This window comes from Chitinophaga sp. (assembly GCF_017745275.1).
Taxonomy (GTDB): Bacteria; Bacteroidota; Bacteroidia; order Chitinophagales; family Chitinophagaceae; genus Chitinophaga.
The window spans coordinates 122,121-147,465 of record NZ_JAGHZS010000007.1; the positions used below are offsets into that span (position 1 = coordinate 122,121).

A 25,345-nucleotide genomic window follows, 5' to 3' on the forward strand; every position below is an offset into this window, starting at 1 on the left:
GCTATTAATAAATGCAGCGAAGATCAACATAACATATTCTTCGCTGCATTTATTAATAGCTAAAAGCTAACGGCTAACAGCTAGTTTTTAAATATAGTCAGCAAACTTGCCAACTTCGTCTTTAATTCTTTTCTATCCATGATAAAATCCAGGAAACCGTGCTCCAACAGGAACTCAGCACTCTGGAAGCCAGCAGGCAGATCTTTCTTAATCGTTTCTTTAATAATCCTCGGACCCGCAAAACCAATCAGTGCGCCTGGTTCTGCAATGTTCAGGTCGCCCAGCATCGCATAGGAAGCGGTTACACCACCCGTAGTCGGATCGGTCATTAAAGAGATATAAGGAAGTCTGGCATTGGCCAATTGCGTGAGCTTGGCAGAAGTTTTAGCCATCTGCATGAGAGAGAAAGCACTCTCCATCATACGCGCACCACCTGACTTGGAAATGATCATCAACGGTTTTTTGTTCACGATGCAATAGTCAATGGAACGGGCAATTTTTTCACCCACTACCGATCCCATAGAGCCGCCAATGAAGTTAAAATCCATACAAGCCACTACGAGGTCGTTACCTAATACTTTTCCGGAACCTACCGTCATCGCATCTTTCAGCCCGGATTTCTTCTGCGCATCTTTCAGCCGGTCGCCATAAGGCTTCAAATCCTTAAAGCCGAGGAAGTCCGTTGGATATATATTTGGAAACAGTTCCTCGAACTGGTTGTTGTCAAATATGATCTCAAAATACTCTGCAGAGTTAATACGGTTATGATAATTACACTTATCACACACATAGAAATGCTCTTTCAGATCCTTTACAGTAACGGTTTTCTTACAGTTAGGACACTTGTGCCACAAACCATCCGGTGCTTCTTTCTTTTCACTGGTGGTGGTAGAGATGCCTTGTTTAATTCGCTTAAACCAGCTTGACATATTTTGCTATTAGATTAGAAAATAGTGGTGCAAGATACGAATTATCGTATAAAGCCAAAAACATAACAATAAAAAGCTTAAAGCATAAAGCTGAAAGCAAAAAGCTATTGTAGCGAAGATGACAATATATTGTACTAAAAAATATATCATCGCTCTAATCTCCGTTACAATAGCTTTTTGCTTTCAGCTTTTTGCTTTAAGCTCTTCCTTACGCGTTTCTGTTGATGCAATTCAGATCACGGAATGCTTCTTCCAGGCGCTTTACAAAGGTTTCTTCACCTTTGCGCAGCCATACGCGTGGATCGTAGTATTTTTTATTTGGCTTATCTGCGCCTTCCGGATTACCCAGCTGACCCTGCAGATAGTCTTTTTTCGCTTCGTAGAAGTCGTGTACACCTTCCCAGAAAGCCCATTGCATGTCGGTATCAATATTCATTTTGATAACGCCATAGCCCAGTGCTTCAGTGATCTGATGCTTTGGAGAACCGCTACCACCATGGAATACGTAGTATACTGGTTTAGCAGCAGTTTTGTATTTTGCCTGGATAAATTCCTGGCTGTTGTGCAGGATTACCGGGCGTAATTCTACGTTACCAGGGCTGTAAACGCCGTGTACGTTACCAAAAGCCGCAGCTACGGTGAAACGTGGACCTACTTTAGATAAGATTTCATAAGCATAAGCCACTTCTTCCGGTTGTGTATACAGTTTGGAATTGTCTACGCCAGAGTTATCTACCCCATCTTCTTCACCACCGGTTACGCCCAGTTCAATTTCGATAGACATACCCAGCTTATTCATTCTCTCAAAATATTTATGAGAAATTTCGATGTTTTCCGCAATAGGCTCTTCAGACAGATCCAGCATGTGAGAGCTGTACAGTGGCTGACCGTGGAGTTTGAAATATTGTTCACCCGCATCCAGCAAACCATCGATCCATGGTAACCATTTTTTAGCAGCATGGTCAGTATGTAATACTACCGGTACACCATAATATTTAGCTACTTCATGTACGTGCTTTGCGCCGGAGATACCACCTGCAATGTTCGCCTGCAGCTTATCATTAGGCATACCTTTACCTGCAAAAAATTGTGCACCGCCGTTAGAAAACTGAATAATAACCGGTGAATTTACTTTAGCAGCTGTTTCCAGTACCGCATTCACGGAGTTAGTTCCCACAACATTCACGGCAGGCATAGCAAATCCGTTGTCTTTGGCATCGTTATACAGCGCATCCAGCTCTTCGCCGAATAGTACGCCAGCTCTGTATTTTCCCATACTCTGATATGTGTTTTATTTTTTAGGAAAGCAAATATAAGGAGTTAAATACAAGATTTATAGCGAAAAGTAAGTGCTTATGTATTAAATGTACGGACAGAAAAACGTATTTTACCCGATCATAACCCACCACGATATGAAATTATGCCTTGCCCTGTTAAGTGTTATATTCCTGCATATGCCCGTTGCTAAAGCATTTGAGGGCCCTGCTACAGATTCACTGCTCTTCTATACTTCTTTTGATGGCACCCGCATTCATTACACGGTGAAAGGAAACGGTCAGCCGGTATTATTAATACATGGTTTTATTGTAGACGGAGAGGGCTGGAAGAAAACGGCGGTTTACGATTCCCTGTTATCACATGGCTGTAAGGTAATTACCCTGGATTTGCGTGGGAACGGGGCTTCAGATCATCCGCACGACAGTATCGCTTACCTGCATGATGCAGAAGCCAGAGATATGATGGGGCTCATGACTTACCTGGGCATCAACAGCTACCAGGTGGTCAGCTATTCGCGTGGTGCTATTATAGCTGCCCGTTTGCTGGTATTGGATCCCCGGGTACGTAGCGCCGTATTGGGTGGCACAGGTGCAGGTTTCACAGACCCTGCCTGGCCGCGTCGCTTAAAGTTTTATGACGCACTTTCCGGGAAGGACGTACCGGAGCTGGCTGCCATGGTGAAAAATGTACAGAAAGCCGGCCTGGATCAACGCGCCCTGGCATTGATGCAGTTTGGCCAACCCGCTACTACGCCGAAGGAGCTGGCCAGCGTGCAACAACCAGTACTGGTATTGGGAGGGAATAAGGACGAAGACAATGATACCGGCGGATCACTGGCAGCTATGATGCCGGCAGGCATGCACGGCACAGTACCGGGCGACCATAACACAGTATGGCGTTCGGCGCCTTTCGCCGCCTGGGTATTGGATTTTCTGCAAAATCATTAACTAACGGTAAGCGTATTACCGTCTACCTTCACTGTATAAGCTGCCAACGGGGCTGTGGCCGGTCCGGTGGTTACCGCGCCGGTAGTGTTATAGCGGCTTCCATGACCGCAGGGAGCATTACATTCTATTAATTTGGAACTGTTATTAAACGTAGCTACGGTGCAACCCTGATGGGTACACGTACTGGAAAGTGCAGTAAAACTCGCTGCTGCATTGCCGGTGGCGGTACGGATAATAATCACGCCATTGGAAATTTTAAAATCACCCACATTAGGCAGGTCAGATGTCAGGTTAAGGGATAGTTTGGGCGTAGTGCCCCCGCCTGGAGGCGTAGGTGACGGGTTGTCATTGCCACCTTTACTGCAGGCCGCTAATCCCGCTGTGCAAGCCAATGCCAGCGTTAAGCCCAGGCTGGAAACAAAATCTCTTCTTTCCATAAATGATGCGTTTAAGTTGATGATAAAACTGTTTACGCAAATGGAAAGCGGAAGGTTGCCTCTAAAAAGGAAGGGTGGAAAAGTAAGTAGTCGCTTCCCGCAAACGACTGCCATACCAGGAAAACATTTCCCCATCTACCAGGTGAATACGCGCCGCGGGAACAATGGACTGCAATTCGGCGATATGTTTTTCTTTAAAAGGATATGGCTCCGATGAGAGCAAAATTAGCTCACATCCGCTGTCTGCCAACTGTTCCGGCGTAATGGAAGGATACCGTAGTAATTCACCGAATACATTTTGCAAGCCGCAGGCCTGCAGCATTTCATGAATGAAAGTATCGCCGCCGGCCACCATCCAGGGATCGCGCCATATGAAATAGGCGGTGCGGAGAGGAGTAGGCCGTACCGGCAATGCAGCAAAACCCGCTTTGATTTGTGCCACCAAATCCGCTGCAGCAGCGGCCCGGTTGGTCAGTGTACCAACGCCGGCAATCATTTGGTAAGCATCTTCCAGTGTTTGTATATTACTCACCCATACCGGGTATTTCTGCATCAGTGGCAGGATATCGGCTTCCAGGTTTTCTTCTTTGTTGGCAATAATAAGGTCTGGTGATAACGCCGCAATCCTGTCTGCATGCACATTTTTCGTGCCACCTACCCGCGTTTTTTCGCGAAACCACGTAGACGGATGTACGCAGAATTTAGTGATACCAACTACTTCTTTATCCAGTCCAAGGGTGTATAATAATTCAGTTTGTGAAGGCACCAGTGAAATAATCCGCTGCGGCGGATGTTCCAGTGTTATCTGCCTGTTTAACTGATCGGTAAAAATCATGTGGTAATGGTTAGGTAGGTATTTTTACGGGAGATGTGAACCGCGCGGGCTACATCTCCCGTAAAAAATAATTATCGGCCCAGGGCCTGTATAATATCATACTTCGTAATAATGTGGTAGTTGCCACTGTCGTCTTTAGTCAGCACAGCGCCGTTTTCCCGGTTAATATACACCGTCAGTTTTTCGATAGGCGTATCCTGGCTTACCAGGGGGAAAGATGGCTGTAACACCTGTTTGACCAGTGCATCTTTGAGATTGACGTCATCTATCAGCCGGTTAAATAAACCGGTTTCAGAAACGGCGCCAATAATTTCTCCGCCTTGTTCTACGGGTATATGCTCGATGTCATATTTTTTCATACGCGCAATGGCTTCGCTTACTTTTTCATCCGCCCCAATGGTCACCAGTGGCTGCTTACGACGGCCATTCACCACATCCTTTACTGTTTTTACGTCGAGGAATCCACGTTCCAGCATCCACTGATCGTTGTAAATTTTTCCTACATAACGACTGCCATGGTCATGGAAAATAACCACTACCACGTCGGTAGGTTTCAGGGACGCTTTCAATTGTAAAAGTCCTGCTATGGCCGATCCGGCAGAGTAACCCACAAAAATGCCTTCTTCTTTGGTAATACGGCGCGCCATCACGGCGGCGTCTTTATCGGTTACTTTTTCAAACTTGTCGATCACCGACATGTCGTAGTTTTCCGGCACAAAATCTTCTCCAATTCCTTCTGTGATATAAGGATACACTTCACTCATATCCAATTGGCCGGTTTCAAAATATTTTTTCAGCAGGGAGCCATAACTATCAATGGCCCATACCTGGATGTCGGGATTTTTTTCTTTCAGGTACTTACCGGTACCTGTAACAGTGCCACCAGTGCCGGTGGCCACTACCAGGTGGGTAATTTTTCCCTCCGTTTGCTCCCATATTTCAGGGCCGGTTTGCTCATAATGTGCTTCCCGGTTGGCGAGATTGTCGTATTGATTTACATAAAATGAATTCGGTACTTCTGTAGCCAGCCGTTTGGACACGGAATAGTAGGAGCGGGGATCTTCCGGCTCTACGTTCGTGGGGCATACAATGACTTCCGCGCCTACTGCTTTCAGGATATCCACTTTTTCCTTAGATTGTTTGTCGGTGGTAGTGAAAATACACTTATACCCCCTGATAATAGCCGCCAGCGCCAGTCCCATACCGGTATTACCGGAAGTGCCTTCAATGAGGGTGCCACCAGGTTTCAGCAATCCTTTTTGTTCTGCCACATCCACCATTTTCACCGCCATGCGGTCTTTAATAGAGTTGCCTGGGTTAAAGAATTCTACTTTGGCGAGCACCGTGCAGGGGAGAGTAGCCGTAACGCGATGCAACTTGACCATTGGGGTATTTCCTATCGTTTCGAGAATGTTATCACAATATTTCATAAAAATGAGGTTGTATGGTAACGAAAATAAGGAATTGAATTGATACCCGGAGGCGCGGAGGGGCCGCTACGGGCGATTGTCTTTTTCAGGCGTATAGTGATTCTGCTGATTTGTTTGATTTCCTTTAGCTCTTTTTAGAGATATGCCCCGGAAGTCCTTTTAAATTGATAATATTATTAGAATAAATAAAATCACTGTTATCAGTATAATTCTGAAAAAGACAAGGATCCTCTGCGCTTTCTTATCTTTGCCTGGATGAGTGAAAGAATTTTTATCACGGGCATAGGTACCGGTGTAGGAAAAACCCTCACGGCGGCCTGTATTACGGAAGCGCTGAATGCGGACTACTGGAAACCAGTACAAACGGGCTTAATAGAAGGTACAGATACCGACACGGTGCTATCCTTGTTATCAAATACGGTGTCAGTTTGTCATCCGGAGGCCTGGCGTTTGCAGGCGCCGGCATCGCCGCATCTGGCCGCGCGACTCGAAAATACGGCCATTGATACTACTAAAATACTGACACTGGCGGACCAGTACCAGCCGGCGGAACGTCCACTGGTAATAGAGGGAGCCGGCGGCCTGATGGTACCGGTAAATGAAACAGTTTTTACGCTGGATCTCATACTGGCACTGAAGGCGAGGGTAGTGATAGTAGCACAGAACTACCTGGGTAGTATTAATCATTCCCTGCTCACTGCGCGTATGCTGCAACATACAGGCGTTCCCGTTATTGGGTGGGTGTTTAGTGGAGAGGAGCATTCCAATGAGGCGGATATTGTGGCCTGGAGCGGTTATCCCAAAATAGGCCGCATTCCACTGACAAATCAGGTAGATAAGGCATTTGTACAGCAACAGGCACAGTTGTTGACATCCCCGCTGCATACATTATTGGCATGACCACTAAAAAGGATATACGAAAACACTTCCTGGAGCAACGGCTCAATATGGACGATGACACAGCCGGTGCGTTAAACGAACGCCTGCTGGCCAACTGCCGGCAACTGGATTACAGTCGTAATCATATAGCGCATGTGTTTTTACCTATCTCCGAAAAAAAAGAAGTAGATACCTGGCCACTGGTAAAATGGCTGAGAGAACAGTACCCGCAGCTCGAATGGGTGTTGTCCCGTTCCGATATGAAAACCGGCGATATGACCCACCTTCTCTGGAAAACCAATACTATACTGGTGAAAAATAAGTTTGGTATCCCCGAGCCGGCAGAGGGCATAGAGGTACAGCCAGAGAACATCGACCTGGTATTTGTACCTTTGCTGGCTTTTGACCTGGCCGGGCAACGGGTAGGTTATGGCAAAGGAATGTATGACCGTTTCCTGCAGCAATGCGCCCCGGGTGTGCGTACCATTGGGCTATCGCTGTTTGAACCGGTACCGGAAATTAACGACGTGGATGCCTGGGATGTACCGCTGCAAACGGTAGTAACCCCGGAACGTATTTATCATTTTAAATAAACAATTGTGCTCAGATACCTTAGTTTTCTATTATATCCTTTCTCCCTGTTGTACGGCCTGGTGATGTGGTTGCGCAACCGTTTTTACGACAAAGGACTGCTCACTGCTGTGGAGTTTGATCTGCCGGTGATTGCAGTAGGTAACCTGTCGGTAGGTGGTACCGGCAAAACCCCGCATGTGGAATACCTGATCCGCCTGCTGAAAGATATTGTTAAGACGGCTACCCTGAGCCGGGGCTATAACCGCCGTACCAGCGGTTACCTGTTGGCAGATGAAAAAAGCACAGCTGCCGATATTGGCGATGAACCGATGCAGTTTCATGATAAATTTCCGGATATCAAAGTATGTGTAGGGGAAGAAAGAATGCTGGCCATTCCCCAGCTGCTGGGGGATGAGCCGGATACCCAGGTGATCCTGCTGGATGATGCGTTCCAGCACCGTTCTATTAAACCGGGTCTTAATATCATGATCACAGATTACAGCCGGTTGTTTACCCGTGATCATGTGGTTCCCTTCGGGCGTTTAAGAGAGGGCAGGGCCGGTTATCACCGGGCTAACTGCATCATCGTATCCAAGTGTCCACCGGGTATGAGTGTGGCAGAAAAGCAGGCTTTGGAAAAAGAAATTAACCCGTTGCCTCATCAGCGGCTCTTTTTCACTACCTTGCAGTACGGCGCCCTGTCCGATATGATTACCCATCAACCGGTGGAAATCCCCAAATCAGCAACCGTATTGCTGGCGTGCGGTATCGCAAGGCCCGAACCATTGCTGGAAGAACTAAAACGACGTTACGAACAGGTGTACCTGTTGTCTTTTCCCGATCATTACTATTACACGGAAAAGGATATAGAAAAAATCAAAAAAGAATGCAGCGAGTTACCAGGCACCCAAAAGATTGTCATTACCACAGAAAAAGACGCGGTAAGATTGCATCTGCTCAAAGGTGCACTGGCAGAACAAAACCTGCAGATAGCTGTTATGCCAGTGGAGATCTCATTTCTCTTTGGAGAAGCAGCATTATTTAATAACTTTATTTTTGACTACGTAGGACGGCATTTGCCGTTTCCCGGTCAATGATAACTTACGACGAACATGAGTAGAAAAAAGAAAAATAAAAAAGGCGGTCATAGTCATCACTCTAACCCGAACACCAACAATCACCATAACGGCCAGAAGAAAACTTTTAAGGGCATCGTGGAAGTGACCAGGTCAGGAATGGCTTTTGTGATTGTAGACGGCCTGACCAAGGACATTATGGTAAAGCAGAAAAACCTGCATACTGCCCTTGATAAAGATGAAGTACTGGTAGACGTACTGAAAGCAGCCCGCAACGAGGGCCGGATGGAAGGCATTATAACTGACATCCTTAAACGAAATAAAACAGAATTTACCGGCACGCTCCAGGTGAGCAAAAGTTTTGCTTTCCTCATCCCCGAAAAGGGATTGTTTATGCCGGACATTTATATTCCTGCCAATTCCCTGGGAGACGCTAAAAACGGTGACAAAGCCGTGGTAAAGATTGTAGCCTGGGGTGAGAAATCCCGTAAACCCGTAGGCGAAATCGTGGAAATCCTGGACGCCAGCAATACCAACGACCTGGCCATGAAGGAAATCCTGATTGAAGCAGGCTTCCCGCTAAACTTCCCCAAAGAAGTACTGGATGAATTAAACCACCTGGAAGAAAATATTTCAGAAGAAGAAATCAGCAAACGTAAGGATGTTCGCAAAGTCCTGACCATGACCATCGACCCGGTGGATGCCAAGGATTTTGACGATGCCATCTCTATCCGCCTGCTGAAAAACGGCTTCTATGAAATCGGCGTGCACATCGCCGATGTGAGTCATTACGTATTGCCCGGCACGGAGCTGGACAAAGAAGCCGACAAGCGGGCTACCTCCGTGTACCTGCCGGATCGTGTACTGCCGATGTTGCCGGAAAAAATATCGAATGAGTTGTGCTCCCTGCGTCCGCATGAAGATAAACTCACTTTCTCCGCCATGTTCCAGATGAGCGACAAAGGAGAAATCAGGCAGCATTGGATAGGCCGTACCGTTATCCACTCGGATCACCGGTTTACCTATGAAGAAGTGCAGGAAGTAATAGAGAAGAAAGAAGGCCTTTATCGCAATGAAGTACTGTTGCTGAATAAAATAGCGCAAACCCTCCGGGCGCAACGCTTTGCACATGGAGCTATTAACTTCTCTTCGCAGGAGGTACGCTTTAAACTGGATGAAACCGGCAAGCCAATTGGTATTGTGGTGAAAGAAAGTAAAGAAGCCCACCAGTTGATTGAAGAGTTTATGCTGCTGGCCAATAAAACCATTGCGGCTTATGTAGCAAAATTAAGAATCAATAAACAACCAATACCTTTCCCTTACAGGGTGCACGATACACCTGATCCGGAGAAACTGAAAGTATTTGCGCTTTTCGCCGGTAAGTTCGGATACCAGTTTGACCTCAGCACACCGGAAAGTATTGCCGACTCTTTTAACAACATGTTGTTAAAGGTAAAAGGCAAGCCGGAACAACCCGTGCTGGAAACATTGGGCATCCGTACCATGGCCAAAGCCATTTATACCGTAGAGAATGTAGGACACTATGGACTTGGATTTGAAGACTATTGCCATTTTACCTCGCCTATCCGCCGTTATCCCGATGTGCTGGTACACCGCGTGCTGGCAGAATGCCTGGCCAACAGTGTAAGGCCCGACAAGCAAATGGAGCAGAAATGCAAACATAGTTCAGAGATGGAACGGAAAGCGATGGAGGCGGAAAGAGCGGGTAATAAATACAAGCAGGTAGAATACATGCAGCAGTTCATTGGTAGCACCTTTGACGGTGTTATCAGTGGGGTGGCGCATTTTGGCTTCTGGGTGGAAACCATTGATACCAAGTGCGAGGGGCTGATCAGTATACACAACCTGACCAGGAGAGAAGAGTTTCAATATAACGAAGGTGAATATGCTTTGGTAGGTCAGAGTACCGGCCGTAAGTTTCGTATAGGCGAAAAAGTGAGTATCCGGGTAGTATCTGCCAACCTGGCCAAACGCCAGCTGGACTATGACCTGGAAGATGAACTGACCGGTACCGGTACCACTAAACCGGAATTCCAGCAGAAACGTCATGATGACCGCAGGGATCATCGTAAAGACGAGCGCCGTGAAAACCGCCGGGATGACCGGAAGAAGAAAAAAGAAAAACACCGCGGTGATTACCCGGGCCGTAAGCCATGGCAGCAGGAAAGACCGGGTGCTCCTAAAGTACCGGAAGTGTCACTCGGAGAGTCAGAACCTTTACCGGTAATAGACCAGGTGATAGCGGAAACGCACGTGGTACCTGTTACACCTGCCGCAGATCCGGTAACACCAGTATCACAGGCAATCGCTCCAACTAAAAAGAAATGGCGGGAAGCAGTGGCAGAGGTATCGAAAGAAACCACCAACATACCGGTAGAAAAAGCAGCGGATAAGCTTGCAGCAGAAAAAGCAGCAGTTGCACCACCAGCAGCTCCTGCGGAGAAAGCGGTTAAGCAACCAACCGTTGCAGCAGAGAAAGTTGCCACGAAACCAGTAGCCACTAAAAAAGCAACGGTGGTAGCTACACCAGCTAAGAAGGCCGTAGCGAAACCAGCAGCAGCAAAGAAAGCAGCGGTAGTAGCTACGCCAGCTAAGAAGGCCGCGGCGAAACCTGCATCAGCGAAGAAAGCAACGGTAGTAGCTACACCAGCTAAGAAGGCCGCAGCGAAACCAGCAGCAGCAAAGAAAGCAGCGGTAGTAGCTACACCAGCTAAGAAGGCTGCAGCAAAACCAGCAGCAGCAAAGAAAGCAGCAGTAGTAGCTACACCTGTTAAAAAGGCTGCAGCAAAACCAGCAGCAGCAAAGAAAGCAGCAGTAGTAGCTACACCTGTTAAAAAGGCCGCAGCGAAACCGGCACCTGCTAAGAAAGCATCGGTAGTAGCCAAACCTGCTAAGAAAGCTGCTGTGAAATCAGCACCTGCTAAGAAAGCAGCGGTAATAACCAAACCCGCTAAGAAGGCAGCTGTGAAATCAGTACCTGCTAAGAAAGCCGCGGTAGTAGCCAAACCTGCTAAGAAAGCAGCTGTGAAATCAGCACCTGCTAAGAAAGCTGTGGTAGTAGCCAAACCTGCTAAGAAGGCAGCCGTGAAATCAGCACCCGCTAAGAAACCAGCAGTAGTAGCCAAACCTGCTAAGAAAGCAACGGCCGCCAAACCAGCTAAAAAGGTAGCTGCAAAACCGGCACCTGTAAAGAAAGCAGCTGTAAAACCAGCGGTAGCTAAGAAAGCAGCAGATAAGAACAAGTCAAAGAAAAAGAATAAATAATAAAACACGAGCCATCAGTGATGCATTCATTTCAGGATCTAATAGCGCAGTTTAGTCAACATTTTGAGAAACAACATTTTCCGGAACAGCCCAGTAAGTTATACAATGCCGCTTCTCATATCCTGGATATCGGGGGAAAAAGAATACGGCCGGTATTGTGTATGATGGGAAACGAATTATTTGAAACCCTGCATCCTGATGCCCTGGAAGTAGGTAGTGCGGTGGAGCTTTTTCACAATTTTACGCTACTGCATGACGATATCATGGACAAAGCCCCGCTTCGTCGTGGTAAGCCCACCGTGCATACGGTATATGGGGAGTCGGCCGCTATCCTGGCAGGAGATGTAATGTTGATCAATGTATATGAGCACCTCAACAAAGTAGGGGCACACTATAAACAAAAGATCATCACAGTGTTTAATAAGGCTGCCATTGAAGTATGTGAAGGGCAGCAACTGGACATGGATTTCGAGGGAATGGATCCGGAAGCGGTGCAATATGATGACTACGTGAACATGATAGGACTGAAAACATCGGTATTACTGGCTGCCAGCCTCCAACTGGGCGCTATTATCGGCGGTGCGGGAGAAGGCAATCAGCAGCACCTGTATGCTTTCGGGAAAAATATCGGGATTGCTTTCCAGATCCAGGACGATTACCTGGATGCCTTTGGAGATCCGGAGAAATTTGGAAAGCAACAGGGCGGGGATATCCTCGTTAATAAAAAGACTTTCCTGCTGTTGAAAGCACTGGAATTGTGTACTCCGGAGCAGCGGGCAGAATTAAAAATGCTCATGGAAACCTCTCCGGCAGATAAAGTGGAGAGGGTGCTGTCGCTATTCCGCAGTTGCAAGGTAGATGAATGGGCAGAGCGGGAAAAAGAACGTTTCCAACAGCTTGCTTTTCAAAGCCTGGAGAGCATTGCGGTGCTGTCGGCCCGGAAAAAACCATTGATGGATCTGGCCAACTATCTCTTAAACCGTCAGCAATAAGGTTTGTATTTAAAATCGCATTATATTCGCGTTTGTCTTATTCAGAGATAAAGTGATATGAAATGCTGATCACACTGATTTTTTTCTGAAAGATTTAATCAGTGCGATCAGCATTCGTATTTTTAGGAGGGTAAGACGATATTTTTACCAAAATAAAAAACAACTGTAACACGTAATTCCTTCGCTAATGTCAAATTCGCTGTTTCGAAAAAAGTCCCTTTCCACAATTTTAAAAGATGCCAATGATGGATTGGCAGACGGTCATGAAACACGAGGGTTGCATCAGGTGTTAAAAGTGAAAGACCTTACCGCTATGGGAATTGCCGCTGTTATTGGCGCGGGTATTTTTTCCACTATCGGTGAGGCATCGTATCATGGCGGTCCCGGCGTATCGCTGTTGTTTGTGATCACAGCGATAACCTGTGGTTTCTCCGCCCTTTGCTATGCAGAATTTGCCTCCCGCGTTCCTGTATCGGGAAGTGCTTATACTTATTCTTACGTGACTTTCGGAGAGCTGGCCGCCTGGGTAATTGGCTGGGCGCTGATCCTGGAGTATGCCATCGGAAATATTGCAGTCGCCATTTCATGGAGTGGGTATTTCAATAACCTGTTAAGCGGTTTAGGTATTAGCTTACCGGCGTGGCTGGCCAGTAACTACGACAGTGCCACTCCTGAAATCATCGCTGCGGCGCCGCATATCGGCAGTATTCCCATTATCCTGAATCTGCCGGCATTCCTGATTGTGTTTATCGTTACTTACCTCGCCTATGTAGGGATACAGGAAAGTAAACGCAGCGCCAATTTTATGGTGGCGCTTAAAATACTGGTGATCCTGTTTGTTATCGTAGTGGGCTTTTTCTATGTAAATAAGGCGAATTGGCACCCTTTCATGCCCAATGGTTTCTCTGGTGTGCTAAAGGGGGTGTCGGCTGTATTTTTCGCTTATATTGGCTTTGACGCGATCAGCACCACCGCTGAAGAATGTCAGAATCCGCAACGCGATCTGCCCAAGGGTATGATTTATTCGCTGGTCATCTGTACGGTATTATATATCCTTATTTCCTTTGTGCTGACGGGTATGGTACCTTTCTACAAATTGAAAGTGGACGATCCGCTGGCGTTTGTTTTCCACCAGGTAAATTTACCCTGGATCAGCTACCTGATTTCCATCAGTGCGGTAGTGGCTACTACAAGCGTATTGCTGGTATTCCAGATCGGACAACCACGTATCTGGATGAGCATGAGCCGCGATGGCCTGTTACCCAAGCGTTTCAGCAAAATCCACCCGCGTTTCAAAACGCCTTCTTACGCTACTATTGTTACCGGTATCATTGTTGGTTTGCCGGCACTGTTTCTGAACCTGACCATTGTAACAGATCTGACCAGTATTGGTACCCTGTTTGCCTTTATTCTTGTTTGCGGAGGTGTTTTAATACTGCCCAGGGAAGAGAAGGCGCCTAATGTAAAACGTTTTCAGTTACCTTATATCAACGGACAAATCATTGTTCCTGCTATTGTAGCGGGCCTGATAGCCTTGTTTCATAATGAAATATTTGCGAAGCTGTCTACCGAAGGTGGCTGGGAAGTATGGAAGCATAATATTCCTTTCTATCTTTTTGTAGTGGTTACCGTATTGATCACCTTCTTCTCTGCCACCCGTAAACTCTCGTTGATACCTGTACTGGGAATGCTGAGCTGTTTTTACCTGATGACAGAAATAGCCCTGAAGAACTGGATTGTATTCTCTATCTGGCTCGCGTTGGGTTTAACCATTTATTTTGCCTACAGCTATACGAATAGTAAGCTGGCGAAGAAAGCATAAAGCATAAAGCGCAAAGCAAAGCCATTGCAGCGAATCACATCGGCGGTATTTGAAGTATTTATCCGCTCTGATCATTCGCTGCAATGGCTTTTGCTTTGCGCTTTATGCTTTATGCTTTTTTTCGTATCTTCATAAAGGTTCTTTGATCCCTACAATTATCTGCTCTTTGATCCTTAAAAAATATGTTTTATGAACATGCTACAACGGATTGAACACTGGGGTGATACACATAGCCCCAATTGGCTGAGTGCCGTACGTATTCTGCTGGGAATATTTCTGATGGCCATGGGTGTATTGTTTGTAATGAACAGAGATGATCTGATAGGCGTAATTAGCCAGAAACCAGCACTGGCTGCTATTTCCATAATGTTAGGGCATTATATTGTTTTTGCCCATACCGTAGGCGGTTTATTTATTGCGATGGGCCTGCTCACCAGGTTTTGCGCCATCTGCAATATCCCTGTTTTAATCGGGGCCGTTTTTATGAGCCATTCTGCCACAGGCTTATTCAGTGTGTATCCATTCATGGCGTTGTCCGTAGTTGTACTGCTTTTGCTGATTGTGTTTGCAATTGAAGGTAGTGGCCGGATTTCTGTAGATGAGTACATGCGCAGGCATCCTGAAAAAGTACGCAACCGTAAGTATGTTGACTTCTAACGGTAGCTATAGCTACCTCGTTTATTAAATCTCTTCTGGGCATATCCCTTCAATATTCTATTTTTGCATTTCAGAAGAATGCAATTATGAAATACCAAATAGGCGACGGCATCTTGCTGTTGAGTTCAAAAGAAGAAGGAACGGTTGTTGACATCGTGAATGATAATATGGTGATGATTGAGGTAAAGGGAACTTCTTTCCCGGTTTATCTTGACCAGATCGATTTCCCATATTTCCACCGCTTCACCCAGCAAAAAGTGGTGAAAGAAAAGCCCAGATTGATTCCTGGCGATGAGATTAAAGTAGACAGAAGTAAGTATGAAGTATTCAAAACAGATAAAGGCATGTTCCTGTCTGTTTTGCCGGTATACCAAATGGATGGCCTGGACGAAGTAGTGAAGCTGATGAAGTTTCACCTGTTCAACGACACGCCACATGCCATGCGTTTTTATTTTCAGATCTGGCTGAACAACCAGCTGGATCTGGAAATAAAGAATGAAATTCAACCGTATAACAATTTCTACCTGGCCGATCTGATATTTGAATCGCTGAACGATAATCCGCGGTTCGAATTTTCTTTTTTCCTGAAAGAGCCGCAACCCAAGCTGGCGACCTCTGTACAGAAGACCTGGAAAATAAAGCCCAAGCAGATGTTTGTACAGCTGCAGGAGCTGCGGGCAAAAGAAGAGGCGACCATCACCTACACCTTATTCGACAAATTTCCGGAGAAAGCACCCGAACCACCGGCACCCGCAGAACCAGCTAAAAAGAAAGCACCGGTTACCACCCTCGGATCAGGCAATTTTGCCAGCCTCTTGAGCAAAATACAGTTACAGCCCGAAACATCGCTGGAACCCAAACAGGAAGTCGACCTGCATATTGAAGCGCTCGAGAAAAACTGGAAAGGCATGAGCAACATTGCTATCCTGGCCGTACAGCTGAATGCTTTCCAGCGTTACCTGGATCTGGCGATAAGCCACCGTCAGCATAACCTCATTGTCATTCATGGTATCGGCAAAGGAAAGCTCAAAGATGAAATTCACCAGATATTAAAGCAAACACCGGAAGTAGCCAGTTTTGTAAACCAGTATCATGCTAAATATGGCTATGGTGCTACAGAAATAACGTTTAGGTAATATTTTTCTTTACCTTCGCGCCTCAACTACAAACCGTGCTATCGTTTCACTGACTTGTGCAGTGAGAAGGAAAGTCCGGACAGCGCAGAGCAACGCACCACCTAACGGGTGGGTCCTTATTTGATCCGCTTTACGCGGGGCAGGTAGGGAACAGCAAGTGCCACAGAAAATAACCGCCCCCGTTTAACAGCGGGGGTAAGGGTGAAAATGTGGGGTAAGCGCCCACGGTGCAGGCAGGTAACTGTTTGTGCGGGTAAACCTTGCGTGCTGAAATGCCATGTATACGGTCGCCTGAGGGCTGCTCGCCCGATGACCGAGGGTAGGCAGATACAGACAACGTGCGAACGTTGTCGCAGATAAATGATAGCAGCCCCCCGCTTTACGCGGGGGGAACAGAATCCGGCTTATAGGTTTGTAGTTTTTTTCCTATCCCTTTTGATATCCTAAAATAACCTCCTAACTTCCCATTAATATTAATCTCTATTTTATGAATCAAAAAGACGAGTATACCTGGGGCACCCTGGTACACCTGGGTGGCCTTATTGGGACCGCCATCAGCCCTACTGTAGGTAACATTATAGGGGTGCTTATCCTATGGCTGATTAAGCGTAATGAATCTACTTTCGTGGATAACCAGGGCAAAGAAGCCATTAACTTTCAGATTACCCTCAGTATCGCTGCCGTGTTAGTAAAACTGGTCGACAACATCACTTCCGGGTTATGGGTAATGGCAAATTTCTGGCGTCGTACGCATTGGGATTTCGATACTGTATGGACCTGGTCAGGGTTGTTGGGCGTGATTTGGGTGGTGAATATTATTTTCAGCGTCGTAGCGGCCGTGAAAGCCAATAAGGGAGAGTCTTATAAATATCCACTGAGTTTACACCTCGTTAAATAGTGGGGAACAATATTTATCGGGGTTTATTGCAGAAAACAATAAACCCCGATGGTATTAATTCTTTTTAATAGCTTTTACTTTCGCTTTGTGTTTTTTCCCTTTTACATTCTCGCCTTTGATAGTAGCAGCCAGCTTTAATGCTTCATAGCTGTTTACCAATCCACCTGTTTTAGATAATTCTGCGAAATTCACTTTATCATCCGGACCGCCACCAGGCTTATTCACCAGGGTACTGCCATCAGGCAATGGGGTGGCACTTTTCTCCAACACATATTTCAGTTGTCTGGCGCTCAAATCAGGATAGTAGGAGAGTACCAGTGCAGCCACACCTGCTACTACCGGGCTGGCCATGCTGGTACCGCTTGCACTGCCGTATTTGTTGCCACCAGGAACAGTAGAGTAGATTTGTACACCAGGAGCAAACAGGTCTACACCTTTTTTACCATAGTTGGAGAAGCCGGCTACTTTATCCGCTGTAGTGCCGTTGTTGCTGGCGCCTACCGTAATGAAGTTGGTGGCAGTAGTACCATCCAGGTAATCCGGATTTGGATAGTTAGCGATGGAATCATTGTTGCTGCCATCGTTACCGGCAGCATGTACCAACAATACACCTTTTTCTTCTGCATATTTCACGGCAGCATCTACCCAATCTTTATGAGGTGAAAAAGGTTTACCAAAGCTCATGTTAATGATTTGCGCGCCATTGTCTACCGCATAACGGATAGCCAGGGCTACGTCTTTATCTCTTTCATCACCATCCGGAACAGCTTTCACAAACATGATACGAACGTTGTCCGCAATACCATCCATTCCAACACCGTTGTTCCTGGAGGCGGCAATAATGCCCGATACGTGGGTACCATGGAAACCAAAGGCGCCCATTACATCGTTGTTGCCGTATTTGTTATCGTTGATGTTTTCAAGGTTATCGCCTATAATGCGCTCCCGGTTCGCGTTTGGCTGTACTTCTGTACTTTCGGCCTTGCGTTTCAGCTCATTCATGTACTCGTCGAACTCCATTTTGAAGTCACTGAAGCTGGCAGGCACGTCGCCGGCGCTTTTCAGTAAGCGGGTCATGAAGTTACGCGCCAGCAGTACATCCTGGTTAGTAGTTTGGATACTATCCAGTTGGGCTACATTGAAATCTTCTTTACCGAGGTAGGTTTTGAGGATAGATTCACATTTATTGACGTTCTCCTGCAGTTTAGCCATGCTTTTGTATTGCATCTTAAACTGGGAATTCGGCTTTTCAACTTTTGTCTGCAGTTGCTGCCAGGTGGAATATTCCTTAGAATCTTTGGCGAGTGCAGAATCCGGGTTGCCATATTGGGTTTTATAGCGGTAATATTCGCGGGCTGCTTCTTCCGAATCTTCTTTTACACTACTTCCATCTTTACCTCCCAGGAAGTTCCATCCATGAATATCGTCCACATAGCCGTTATGATCATCATCCTTGCCGTTGCCGGGAATCTCGCGGGGATTGGTCCACAATACCTTTTTCAGGTCTTCATGAAGAGTGTCAATACCGGAGTCTATCACCGCCACAATAACGGGGGTGCTTTTCTTCCCTTTTAATAATTCTTTATATGCTTTTTCTGTAGAAGTACCGTATACACTGTCGGTATCATAACTCAGCAGATGCCAGTTTTTGGGGACCTGCGCCTTACTTTGCGCGCTGGTATTCGTTGTAAATGCAGTTAATAACGCAACACACCCGGCCATAACTGCGACCTCTCGACTAAACAATTTCATGTTCAATAATTTTCCCGATATAGTAAAACAACTAAAAAATATCCTTGTGAAAGGAATAAAGGTATAGAAAAAGCGGTATAACATTAAATATTAATGATAAGCGCGCTAAATGTTGGTTGATTGGGAGATTCAACCATGGGAGGACGGGATAAGGTGCTGATTTGCAGCGAAATCATCCGGGTTGAACTTGTCATGATCTATAGGTCCGACATGTCCCGTTGCCACCTGTCACAATCTGTTTTGCAGGTGTATGTAACTGATCTAATTTTACATCATCCCTCAGGGCAATATACTCTCTCATCTACCCTTGTTACTAAACGAGATTATGCAGGTTCGTTTAATCAATTTTTAGAAAATTAAATTTTTAAATCTACGCATCATGTTGAAAACTCTTTTCATGGCCGCCATGCTGGCCACCGGTACTCAGGTATTTGCTACTGAGCCCGAAGTAACCACCATTATTTTCGTGAATGCAGCCGAAATGGAATCATCTCCTTCTACAGATCCCGGTCTGAGCCCGTCTGGAACAGAACAGGCCAATCAGCTGGTCAGCTCCCTGGAAGGAACTTCCATAAATGCCATCTACACAACTTTCATCAACCGTGCGATTCAAACGGTTACGCCGCTGGCGAAAGCCCGCCAGCAGCAGCTCGACTACTTCCGCTTAAACGGCGATCCGGAGCTGACTACTAGTATTGTTAAAGACATGATAAAGAAAAATAGCGGTAAAACCATCGTTATTTGTAGCGATCCGGAAAATATTGCTGCAATGATACGGCAGGTAGGCGTGAAGGGTAAAGACGTTAAAACCCTTTATGACAAAGGATCAGGACAGGTTTTAGTTGTGAAACGCAGCAGTAATAATACGGCAGTAGCACAAAAGTTGAATATGAATATTCAGAAAAAAGTGTAATATTTATATCCGGAAGAGTATTTAATAGCATCCCGCTATTGCTTACTTTTCTCATAAGCATGGTTTCCGTTTAACGAAAAGCGGGGTTCTCTAACCTCGCTACTATTTTTAAAACCATGTTACCGGTGTATGTAGAGAGTGGGCAGCTTTATGTTGCCTGGCTAGTTCACAGAACCTGTTTTATCAACCGCTTTTAAAATCTGATCGGGTCGATTCCTGTCACGAATATTAAAAGCTCCGGGGCGAGGGCCTCGGAGCAGCACCATCCGGCAAAGAAGAAATTAAATATATACGGAAAGCTGAAAGCATAAAGCCGAAAGCAAAAAGCTATTGAAGCGAATGAAAAAGAGCGGATAAGTATTATGAAATACTCGCTCATATCATTCGCTTCAATAGCTTTTTGCTTTCGGCTTTATGCTTTCAGCTCTTACTAGATATCAAATTTAATACCCTGTGCCAGCGGCAAACTGTTGGAATAGTTGATTGTATTGGTTTGACGGCGCATATATGCTTTCCACGCATCAGAGCCACTTTCACGGCCACCGCCGGTTTCTTTTTCACCACCGAAGGCGCCACCTATTTCAGCACCGGAAGTACCAATGTTTACGTTGGCAATACCACAGTCAGAGCCGGCCTGTGACAGGAACTGTTCTGCTTCCCGAAGGTTCAGGGTCATGATGGCAGAGGAAAGCCCCTGTGGCACATCATTTTGCATGGCAATGGCTTCCGGCAGTGTTTTATATTTCATCACGTACAGGATGGGTGCAAAGGTTTCGTGCTGTACAATAGCATAGGTATTTTCTACCGCAGCAATGCAGGGCTTCACGTAGCAACCGGATTCATAGCCATGGCCGGTCAGTACACCACCTTCCACCAGGAAGCTGCCACCTTGCTGTTTTATTTGTTCTATAGTACTCAGATACGCATCTACGGCAGCGGTATCGATCAATGGCCCTACGTGGTTGTGTTGATCCAGCGGGTTACCAATGCGAAGCTGCGCATAGGCTTTCACGAGTTTGGCGGTGAAGCTGTCATATACGCTTTCATGGATGATCAGGCGACGGGTAGAGGTACAACGTTGTCCGGCAGTACCTACCGCGCCAAATACAGCACCAATCAGCGACATATCGAGGTCAGCATCCTGTGAAATAATGATGGCATTGTTACCACCCAGTTCCAGCAGGGAGCGGCCCAGACGTTCTCCCACGGCGGCACCTACGGCTTTACCCATGCGGGTAGATCCGGTAGCAGACACCAACGGAATACGGGTGTCATGTGCCATCCATTCGCCGGCATCACGACCGCCGGTTACGAGGCAGCAAACGCCTTCCGGTACGTGGTTGGCGGCAAATACATCCGCCACAATGCGTTGGCAGGCCAGTGCGGTAACCGGTGTTTTTTCTGATGGCTTCCAGATACAAACGTTTCCACAAACCCATGCCAGCATGGAGTTCCAGCTCCATACGGCTACCGGGAAGTTAAAGGCGGAAATAATGCCGGTAATACCCATGGGATGCCATTGTTCGTACATCCGGTGTCCAGGACGCTCGGAGTGCATGGTTAAGCCATGTAACTGCCGGGAAAGTCCTACGGCAAAATCACAGATATCAATCATCTCCTGTACTTCTCCATATCCTTCCTGTAAACTTTTTCCCATTTCATAGGATACCAGTTTACCCAGTGCTTCTTTATGTTCCCGGAGGGCAACACCTATTTGTCTGACTATTTCACCTCTTTTAGGTGCAGGCCACATCCGCCATTCCTTGAAAGCTTCCTGCGCTACAGCTACTACCAGGTCGTAATCCTCACGGGTAGCGCTTTTCACACTTGTAATCTTCTTGTTGTTCACTGGTGAAAAGGAGGTAATTTCTGCTCCGTGAGCAGGCAGCCAGTTGTTACCGGTGCTAATACCACTTTGTTCTGTAGTGATCCCGAATGCTTTTAAGATATCTTCCATTATGGGTGTATTATTAAACGAAATTAGGAACTTTTTTTTGTTTGGGTGGCGTAGGTACTTTCAAAGATCTTGTCGGCATTACCAGCCTCAAAGCCTTCCCTGCGTTGTGCCCTGCCTATTTCAGCAGCGGGCAGATGGGCAAACTGGGGCAGTACTTTTCTCTCTGCAAACTCTACGTAAGAACCGGCAATTGCCTGCTTTTCGCCACCGGCAAATTCAGCGGTAATCATGCCTGCAACGGTGGCACTTTGCAATAAGGCGCCATCGGGGCTGGTTTTGATTTTACCACCTGCATCATTCAAACGGAAGCCATGCTTCTCGAGGAATATGTTGAAATCGGCCACGGTATTATATCCTGCAGGCAGATTGTGCACACTCACGGTAAAGTGATTGAGATAGTACCGGTTGTAAATCACCCAGGCAGCATATTCACTTTCAGCAGCCAGCAGCTGGTAATCCGCCAGGGTAGGCGTGCGCCAGAGAGAGCTGTGTAAGAAGGTGTCTACAGCGCTGGCATCGTCCAGGTTCAGCGCATTTACCGGGTCCGTTTTTACTTCGCTGGTATAACGATGAATGATTTCCTGTGCAGCTTCACTGAGGTCGTTTACCCGCAGCTCGCTGATAAAGATGCGAGGATACTGTGGCGCGGGCGGAGCATACCACCAGGCGTCCAGTTTCTTGGCGGCAAAATGGTATTTATCCATTTTTTTGTAGCCGTAGTGCAGAAATATCTTCTCCAATGATTGTACGCCCAGTTGGGGAACTCCCATTGTTCTGAAAGCGATATGATCATTCTCGATATCATCCGCCTGTTGTATCATCCCTTCTTTTATCATGGCGGCAATGACTGCTGCCACATCCGGAACGCGTTGCTGATAGCGATCCATCAGCCCTTTTAATACATCATTTAACATGAGATGAAGCGTTTTAGCCTTTAGTTGTGAGTGTTTTTTAGTAAAGAGGCCCCTTGTTAGAGGAATTTACTAATTTTTACCGGGTAAAGACTAATTATAGTATACCGCGAAGCGGTTATTGATTAAATCGTTGAATACCACGTCTTCCTGGCGTACAAATCCATTGGCGGGCAGCAGGCCTTTGGCGTGCAGGTCAATCACTGCACAGGCGGCGCCGGCGGTGGTCAGTTGGATGGCGGTAAAGTCTTTACCAGCCACCGACTGGTTATATATCTTACGGGAGTAGGAGCGTTGTACGGAGCGGCCGTTTACCTGGCCGGAAACGGATACAAATACCAGTACTACGTCCTGTGCAGTGAAAGGTATGCTATCTTCCATAATTTCCTTCAGGATATCTCTCTTTTTGTTCAGCTTTAATTCACTCAGCAGAATTTTCATCAGTTGGCAGTGGCCTGGATAACGAACGGTTTTATAGTCGAGGTTATACACCTTATTATCCAATATTTCAGCCAGGGCACCCAATCCGCCGGAGGTGTTGAAAGCTTCATATTCCACACCATCGAGTGCAAAGCGTTCGTAGCCTTCCATCGGCATTACTTCTTTGCGTTGACCTTCATAGATGGCATCGCAGGGATTGCAGTATTCATTGATCAGGCCATCGGTGCTCCAGGTGAGGTTGTACATCAGGCTGTTGGTAGGAAACTGGGGAAGGGCGCCTACACGGAGACGAACGGCATCCAGTGAATCAAATTGTTTGGCAATATCATGTGCGGCAATGCTGATGAAACCCGGTGCCAGTCCGCATTGTGGCATAAAGCTCACCTTTGCGTTGGCGGCAATTTCACGGATGGCATTGGTGGTGGCTACATCTTCTGTTAGATCAAAGTAGTGGGTATTGGCTTTGGCTGCGGCAGTAGCAATTTTTACATTCAGGAAGAAAGGGCAGGCGCTGAGCACCATATCCTGGTCTTTCAGGCTTTGTTCCAGTGCCGACGCATCGTTTACATCCAGTATGGTTTTGTGGATCTGGCTATCTGTGCATTTGTCCAGTAAGGCCTGGTTGCTGTCTGCCAGTGTTACGGTATAGTCGCCGGACTGTTGCAACAAAAAAGCAGCGGTTTCGCCGATCTTGCCGGCGCCAATAATCATTACACGTTTCATAATCTGTTTGGAATTATAGTGGTGAACGGAGCATGGTAACTCCGGGTTTAAGTGACGGATGTATATATATTACGTATAGCCATTACCGTTATATTTCCGTCGCAAAATATTTCCACCTGGCACAGTGATGCCCATACAAAAAAATAATGACGACAGCCAATAACAATAAGGAATGTCTGAAATGCCGGAATGCAGCATTCACACCGCTTCCGCGGCTATGCAGTAAAGATGTAACGGGAAGGTAAATCCCTTGTGCTACTTATGGCACATGGGAGCAAGTGCTCCGTAGATAGGAGAGTAGAGAAAGCTGTATGTTTAACAGGTAGTTCATTAGCGAAGCGAATATAGGGAAATATTTATGATTAGCCAAAAGCAAAAAGCAGAAAGCAAAAAGCTATTGCAGCGAATAATAAATGCGGATAATTAAATTACTTATTCGCGTTTATTATTCGCTGCAATAGCTTTTTGCTTTCTGCTTTTTGCTTTTGGCTAATTATTAATATTGCTCGTTATCGTTCGGAAAGTCTTTTGTTTTTACATCATTAATATAACCCTGGGTGGCGTCATAGATCTGGCTGTAAAGGTCCAGGTAACGGCGGAGGAAGCGTGGTTTAAAGTCTTTATTAATACCGAGCATATCATGCATTACCAGCACTTGTCCGTCTACATATTTGCCGGCACCAATGCCAATGATGGGAATGCCTACTGATTCTGCGACTGTTTTCGCAAGTGCAGCAGGAATTTTTTCCAGTACTATAGCGAAGCAGCCAGCTTCCTGCAGTAGTTTGGCATCATTGATCAGTTTATTAGCTTCCGCTTCTTCTGTAGCACGTACGGCGTAAGTGCCGAATTTGTAGATCGATTGCGGTGTTAACCCTAAGTGACCCATTACAGGGACACCGGCGGAGATGATTCTTTTTACAGATTCAATGATTTCTTCACCGCCTTCAATCTTAATACCATGTGCACCTGTTTCCTTCATAATACGGATAGCGGAACTCAGTGCCTCTTTGGAGTTGCCCTGGTAAGAACCAAAGGGAAGATCTACCACTACAAAGCAGCGTTTAATGGCTCTTACCACAGACGCCGCATGGTATATCATCTGATCCAGTGTAATCGGGAGCGTTGTTTCATGCCCCGCCATTACATTGGAAGCGGAATCACCGACCAGCAATATATCAATCCCTGCATCATCAAAAATGCGGGCCATGGAGTAATCATATGCAGTGAGCATAGATATCTTTTCTCCATCTATTTTCATCTTCTGCAGTGTATGCGTGGTGATACGCTTTATTTCTTTATTCACAGACATAAGCAGTAGCTTTTAGCATTTTGCTGTTAGCAATAACCGCAAAGGTGGTGATATAAAAAGATAAAAGGAAAAGTTTTTTTTGAGTGGTGGCAAGGGAGCTGTTAGCCATTAGCTGTTAGCTGTTAGCAAAATGCCTCGAAGATTAACCTGTATATGATCATC

21 protein-coding genes and 1 other RNA gene are annotated in these 25,345 nt (G+C 46.3%); 12 read left to right on the forward strand and 10 right to left on the reverse strand.

The window, feature by feature from the left end; all coding sequences use genetic code 11:
• Positions 1 to 80 precede the first annotated feature (80 nt).
• A complete protein-coding gene (accD, locus tag J7623_RS19980) occupies positions 81 to 929 on the reverse strand; it encodes an acetyl-CoA carboxylase, carboxyltransferase subunit beta (RefSeq protein ID WP_291923690.1) in 849 nt (282 codons plus the stop codon).
• Between the two features lie 208 nt (positions 930 to 1,137).
• On the reverse strand, positions 1,138 to 2,205 hold the full coding sequence (fbaA, locus tag J7623_RS19985) for a class II fructose-bisphosphate aldolase (protein WP_291923693.1): 1,068 nt from the start codon (positions 2,203 to 2,205) through the stop codon (positions 1,138 to 1,140).
• A 136-nt stretch (positions 2,206 to 2,341) separates the two neighbouring features.
• On the opposite strand from fbaA, the gene J7623_RS19990 reads away from it, so the two are divergent.
• On the forward strand, positions 2,342 to 3,154 hold the full coding sequence (locus J7623_RS19990; protein ID WP_291923695.1) for an alpha/beta hydrolase: 813 nt from the start codon (positions 2,342 to 2,344) through the stop codon (positions 3,152 to 3,154).
• Here the strand turns inward: J7623_RS19990 and J7623_RS19995 are convergent.
• From J7623_RS19995 to J7623_RS20005, 3 genes are all read right to left on the reverse strand, one after another.
• Entirely contained in the window at positions 3,151 to 3,591 is a 441-nt protein-coding gene (locus J7623_RS19995) for a ubiquinol-cytochrome c reductase iron-sulfur subunit (RefSeq protein ID WP_291923697.1), read from the reverse strand. The genes J7623_RS19990 and J7623_RS19995 overlap by 4 nt on opposite strands.
• 61 nt (positions 3,592 to 3,652) lie before the next feature.
• Positions 3,653 to 4,426, reverse strand: a complete 774-nt coding sequence (locus J7623_RS20000) for a helical backbone metal receptor (RefSeq protein WP_291923699.1) — start codon at positions 4,424 to 4,426, stop codon at positions 3,653 to 3,655.
• A 71-nt stretch (positions 4,427 to 4,497) separates the two neighbouring features.
• Complete coding sequence (locus J7623_RS20005) at positions 4,498 to 5,856, reverse strand: pyridoxal-phosphate dependent enzyme (protein WP_291923701.1); 1,359 nt, start codon at positions 5,854 to 5,856, stop codon at positions 4,498 to 4,500.
• Positions 5,857 to 6,111: 255 nt separating this feature from the next.
• Here J7623_RS20005 and bioD point away from each other — a divergent pair, with 255 nt between their 5' ends.
• From bioD to J7623_RS20055, 10 genes are all read left to right on the forward strand, one after another.
• Entirely contained in the window at positions 6,112 to 6,756 is a 645-nt protein-coding gene (gene bioD, locus J7623_RS20010; RefSeq protein ID WP_291923703.1) for a dethiobiotin synthase, read from the forward strand.
• Complete coding sequence (locus J7623_RS20015; protein WP_291923705.1) at positions 6,753 to 7,328, forward strand: 5-formyltetrahydrofolate cyclo-ligase; 576 nt, start codon at positions 6,753 to 6,755, stop codon at positions 7,326 to 7,328. The genes bioD and J7623_RS20015 overlap by 4 nt, the downstream gene beginning before the upstream one ends.
• A 6-nt stretch (positions 7,329 to 7,334) precedes the next feature.
• On the forward strand, positions 7,335 to 8,405 hold the full coding sequence (lpxK, locus tag J7623_RS20020) for a tetraacyldisaccharide 4'-kinase (protein ID WP_291923707.1): 1,071 nt from the start codon (positions 7,335 to 7,337) through the stop codon (positions 8,403 to 8,405).
• Between the two features lie 15 nt (positions 8,406 to 8,420).
• The gene (rnr, locus tag J7623_RS20025; RefSeq protein WP_291923708.1) at positions 8,421 to 11,669 is read left to right on the forward strand and encodes a ribonuclease R; all 3,249 of its coding nucleotides are present in this window, start codon (positions 8,421 to 8,423) and stop codon (positions 11,667 to 11,669) included.
• 20 nt (positions 11,670 to 11,689) lie between these two features.
• On the forward strand, positions 11,690 to 12,661 hold the full coding sequence (locus tag J7623_RS20030) for a polyprenyl synthetase family protein (RefSeq protein WP_291924887.1): 972 nt from the start codon (positions 11,690 to 11,692) through the stop codon (positions 12,659 to 12,661).
• A gap of 187 nt (positions 12,662 to 12,848) precedes the next feature.
• The gene (locus J7623_RS20035) at positions 12,849 to 14,483 is read left to right on the forward strand and encodes an amino acid permease (protein ID WP_291923710.1); all 1,635 of its coding nucleotides are present in this window, start codon (positions 12,849 to 12,851) and stop codon (positions 14,481 to 14,483) included.
• Between the two features lie 189 nt (positions 14,484 to 14,672).
• On the forward strand, positions 14,673 to 15,140 hold the full coding sequence (locus J7623_RS20040) for a DoxX family protein (RefSeq protein WP_291923712.1): 468 nt from the start codon (positions 14,673 to 14,675) through the stop codon (positions 15,138 to 15,140).
• Positions 15,141 to 15,226: 86 nt separating this feature from the next.
• Positions 15,227 to 16,276: a Smr/MutS family protein gene (locus J7623_RS20045; protein ID WP_291923715.1), complete on the forward strand. Its 1,050-nt coding sequence runs from the start codon at positions 15,227 to 15,229 to the stop codon at positions 16,274 to 16,276.
• Between the two features lie 25 nt (positions 16,277 to 16,301).
• Positions 16,302 to 16,699: RNase P RNA component class A (gene rnpB / locus J7623_RS20050), an RNA gene on the forward strand.
• Positions 16,700 to 16,763: 64 nt separating this feature from the next.
• Positions 16,764 to 17,174, forward strand: coding sequence for a DUF4870 domain-containing protein (locus J7623_RS20055; RefSeq protein WP_291923717.1), 411 nt, complete (start codon positions 16,764 to 16,766; stop codon positions 17,172 to 17,174).
• Positions 17,175 to 17,228: 54 nt separating this feature from the next.
• Here the strand turns inward: J7623_RS20055 and J7623_RS20060 are convergent, their stop codons facing one another.
• Positions 17,229 to 18,926, reverse strand: coding sequence for a S8 family peptidase (locus J7623_RS20060; RefSeq protein WP_291923720.1), 1,698 nt, complete (start codon positions 18,924 to 18,926; stop codon positions 17,229 to 17,231).
• Positions 18,927 to 19,305: 379 nt separating this feature from the next.
• On the opposite strand from J7623_RS20060, the gene J7623_RS20065 reads away from it, so the two are divergent.
• A complete protein-coding gene (locus tag J7623_RS20065; RefSeq protein ID WP_291923722.1) occupies positions 19,306 to 19,839 on the forward strand; it encodes a histidine phosphatase family protein in 534 nt (177 codons plus the stop codon).
• A 430-nt stretch (positions 19,840 to 20,269) separates the two neighbouring features.
• Here the strand turns inward: J7623_RS20065 and J7623_RS20070 are convergent, their stop codons facing one another.
• The 4 genes from J7623_RS20070 to panB all read right to left on the reverse strand — a co-directional run bounded on the left by J7623_RS20070 (position 20,270) and on the right by panB (position 25,183).
• Positions 20,270 to 21,796 (reverse strand): aldehyde dehydrogenase family protein, encoded by a 1,527-nt coding sequence (locus J7623_RS20070; protein ID WP_291923723.1) that lies wholly within the window; start codon positions 21,794 to 21,796, stop codon positions 20,270 to 20,272.
• A gap of 23 nt (positions 21,797 to 21,819) precedes the next feature.
• Entirely contained in the window at positions 21,820 to 22,710 is an 891-nt protein-coding gene (locus tag J7623_RS20075) for a DUF1338 domain-containing protein (RefSeq protein WP_291923725.1), read from the reverse strand.
• A 90-nt stretch (positions 22,711 to 22,800) separates the two neighbouring features.
• Positions 22,801 to 23,871: a saccharopine dehydrogenase C-terminal domain-containing protein gene (locus J7623_RS20080; RefSeq protein ID WP_291923728.1), complete on the reverse strand. Its 1,071-nt coding sequence runs from the start codon at positions 23,869 to 23,871 to the stop codon at positions 22,801 to 22,803.
• Between the two features lie 496 nt (positions 23,872 to 24,367).
• Positions 24,368 to 25,183 carry a 3-methyl-2-oxobutanoate hydroxymethyltransferase gene (gene panB / locus J7623_RS20085; protein ID WP_291923730.1) on the reverse strand — a complete coding sequence of 272 codons (816 nt, stop codon included), beginning with the start codon at positions 25,181 to 25,183 and terminating at the stop codon, positions 24,368 to 24,370.
• Positions 25,184 to 25,345: the final 162 nt, after the last annotated feature.

What these genes read in the sequence shown, in the direction of transcription:
- J7623_RS20000 (WP_291923699.1), bottom strand. Translation starts at nt 4,426, where the DNA reads ATGATTTTTACCGATCAGTTAAACAGGCAGATAACACTGGAACATCCG.
- J7623_RS20040 (WP_291923712.1), top strand. Translation starts at nt 14,673, where the DNA reads ATGAACATGCTACAACGGATTGAACACTGGGGTGATACACATAGCCCC.
- J7623_RS20080 (WP_291923728.1), bottom strand. Translation starts at nt 23,871, where the DNA reads ATGAAACGTGTAATGATTATTGGCGCCGGCAAGATCGGCGAAACCGCT.
- bioD (WP_291923703.1), top strand. Translation starts at nt 6,112, where the DNA reads ATGAGTGAAAGAATTTTTATCACGGGCATAGGTACCGGTGTAGGAAAA.
- accD (WP_291923690.1), bottom strand. Translation starts at nt 929, where the DNA reads ATGTCAAGCTGGTTTAAGCGAATTAAACAAGGCATCTCTACCACCACC.
- J7623_RS20030 (WP_291924887.1), top strand. Translation starts at nt 11,690, where the DNA reads ATGCATTCATTTCAGGATCTAATAGCGCAGTTTAGTCAACATTTTGAG.
- J7623_RS20070 (WP_291923723.1), bottom strand. Translation starts at nt 21,796, where the DNA reads ATGGAAGATATCTTAAAAGCATTCGGGATCACTACAGAACAAAGTGGT.
- J7623_RS19990 (WP_291923695.1), top strand. Translation starts at nt 2,342, where the DNA reads ATGAAATTATGCCTTGCCCTGTTAAGTGTTATATTCCTGCATATGCCC.
- rnr (WP_291923708.1), top strand. Translation starts at nt 8,421, where the DNA reads ATGAGTAGAAAAAAGAAAAATAAAAAAGGCGGTCATAGTCATCACTCT.
- fbaA (WP_291923693.1), bottom strand. Translation starts at nt 2,205, where the DNA reads ATGGGAAAATACAGAGCTGGCGTACTATTCGGCGAAGAGCTGGATGCG.
- J7623_RS19995 (WP_291923697.1), bottom strand. Translation starts at nt 3,591, where the DNA reads ATGGAAAGAAGAGATTTTGTTTCCAGCCTGGGCTTAACGCTGGCATTG.
- J7623_RS20075 (WP_291923725.1), bottom strand. Translation starts at nt 22,710, where the DNA reads ATGTTAAATGATGTATTAAAAGGGCTGATGGATCGCTATCAGCAACGC.
- J7623_RS20035 (WP_291923710.1), top strand. Translation starts at nt 12,849, where the DNA reads ATGTCAAATTCGCTGTTTCGAAAAAAGTCCCTTTCCACAATTTTAAAA.
- J7623_RS20015 (WP_291923705.1), top strand. Translation starts at nt 6,753, where the DNA reads ATGACCACTAAAAAGGATATACGAAAACACTTCCTGGAGCAACGGCTC.
- J7623_RS20005 (WP_291923701.1), bottom strand. Translation starts at nt 5,856, where the DNA reads ATGAAATATTGTGATAACATTCTCGAAACGATAGGAAATACCCCAATG.
- J7623_RS20065 (WP_291923722.1), top strand. Translation starts at nt 19,306, where the DNA reads ATGTTGAAAACTCTTTTCATGGCCGCCATGCTGGCCACCGGTACTCAG.
- J7623_RS20060 (WP_291923720.1), bottom strand. Translation starts at nt 18,926, where the DNA reads ATGAAATTGTTTAGTCGAGAGGTCGCAGTTATGGCCGGGTGTGTTGCG.
- J7623_RS20055 (WP_291923717.1), top strand. Translation starts at nt 16,764, where the DNA reads ATGAATCAAAAAGACGAGTATACCTGGGGCACCCTGGTACACCTGGGT.
- panB (WP_291923730.1), bottom strand. Translation starts at nt 25,183, where the DNA reads ATGTCTGTGAATAAAGAAATAAAGCGTATCACCACGCATACACTGCAG.
- J7623_RS20045 (WP_291923715.1), top strand. Translation starts at nt 15,227, where the DNA reads ATGAAATACCAAATAGGCGACGGCATCTTGCTGTTGAGTTCAAAAGAA.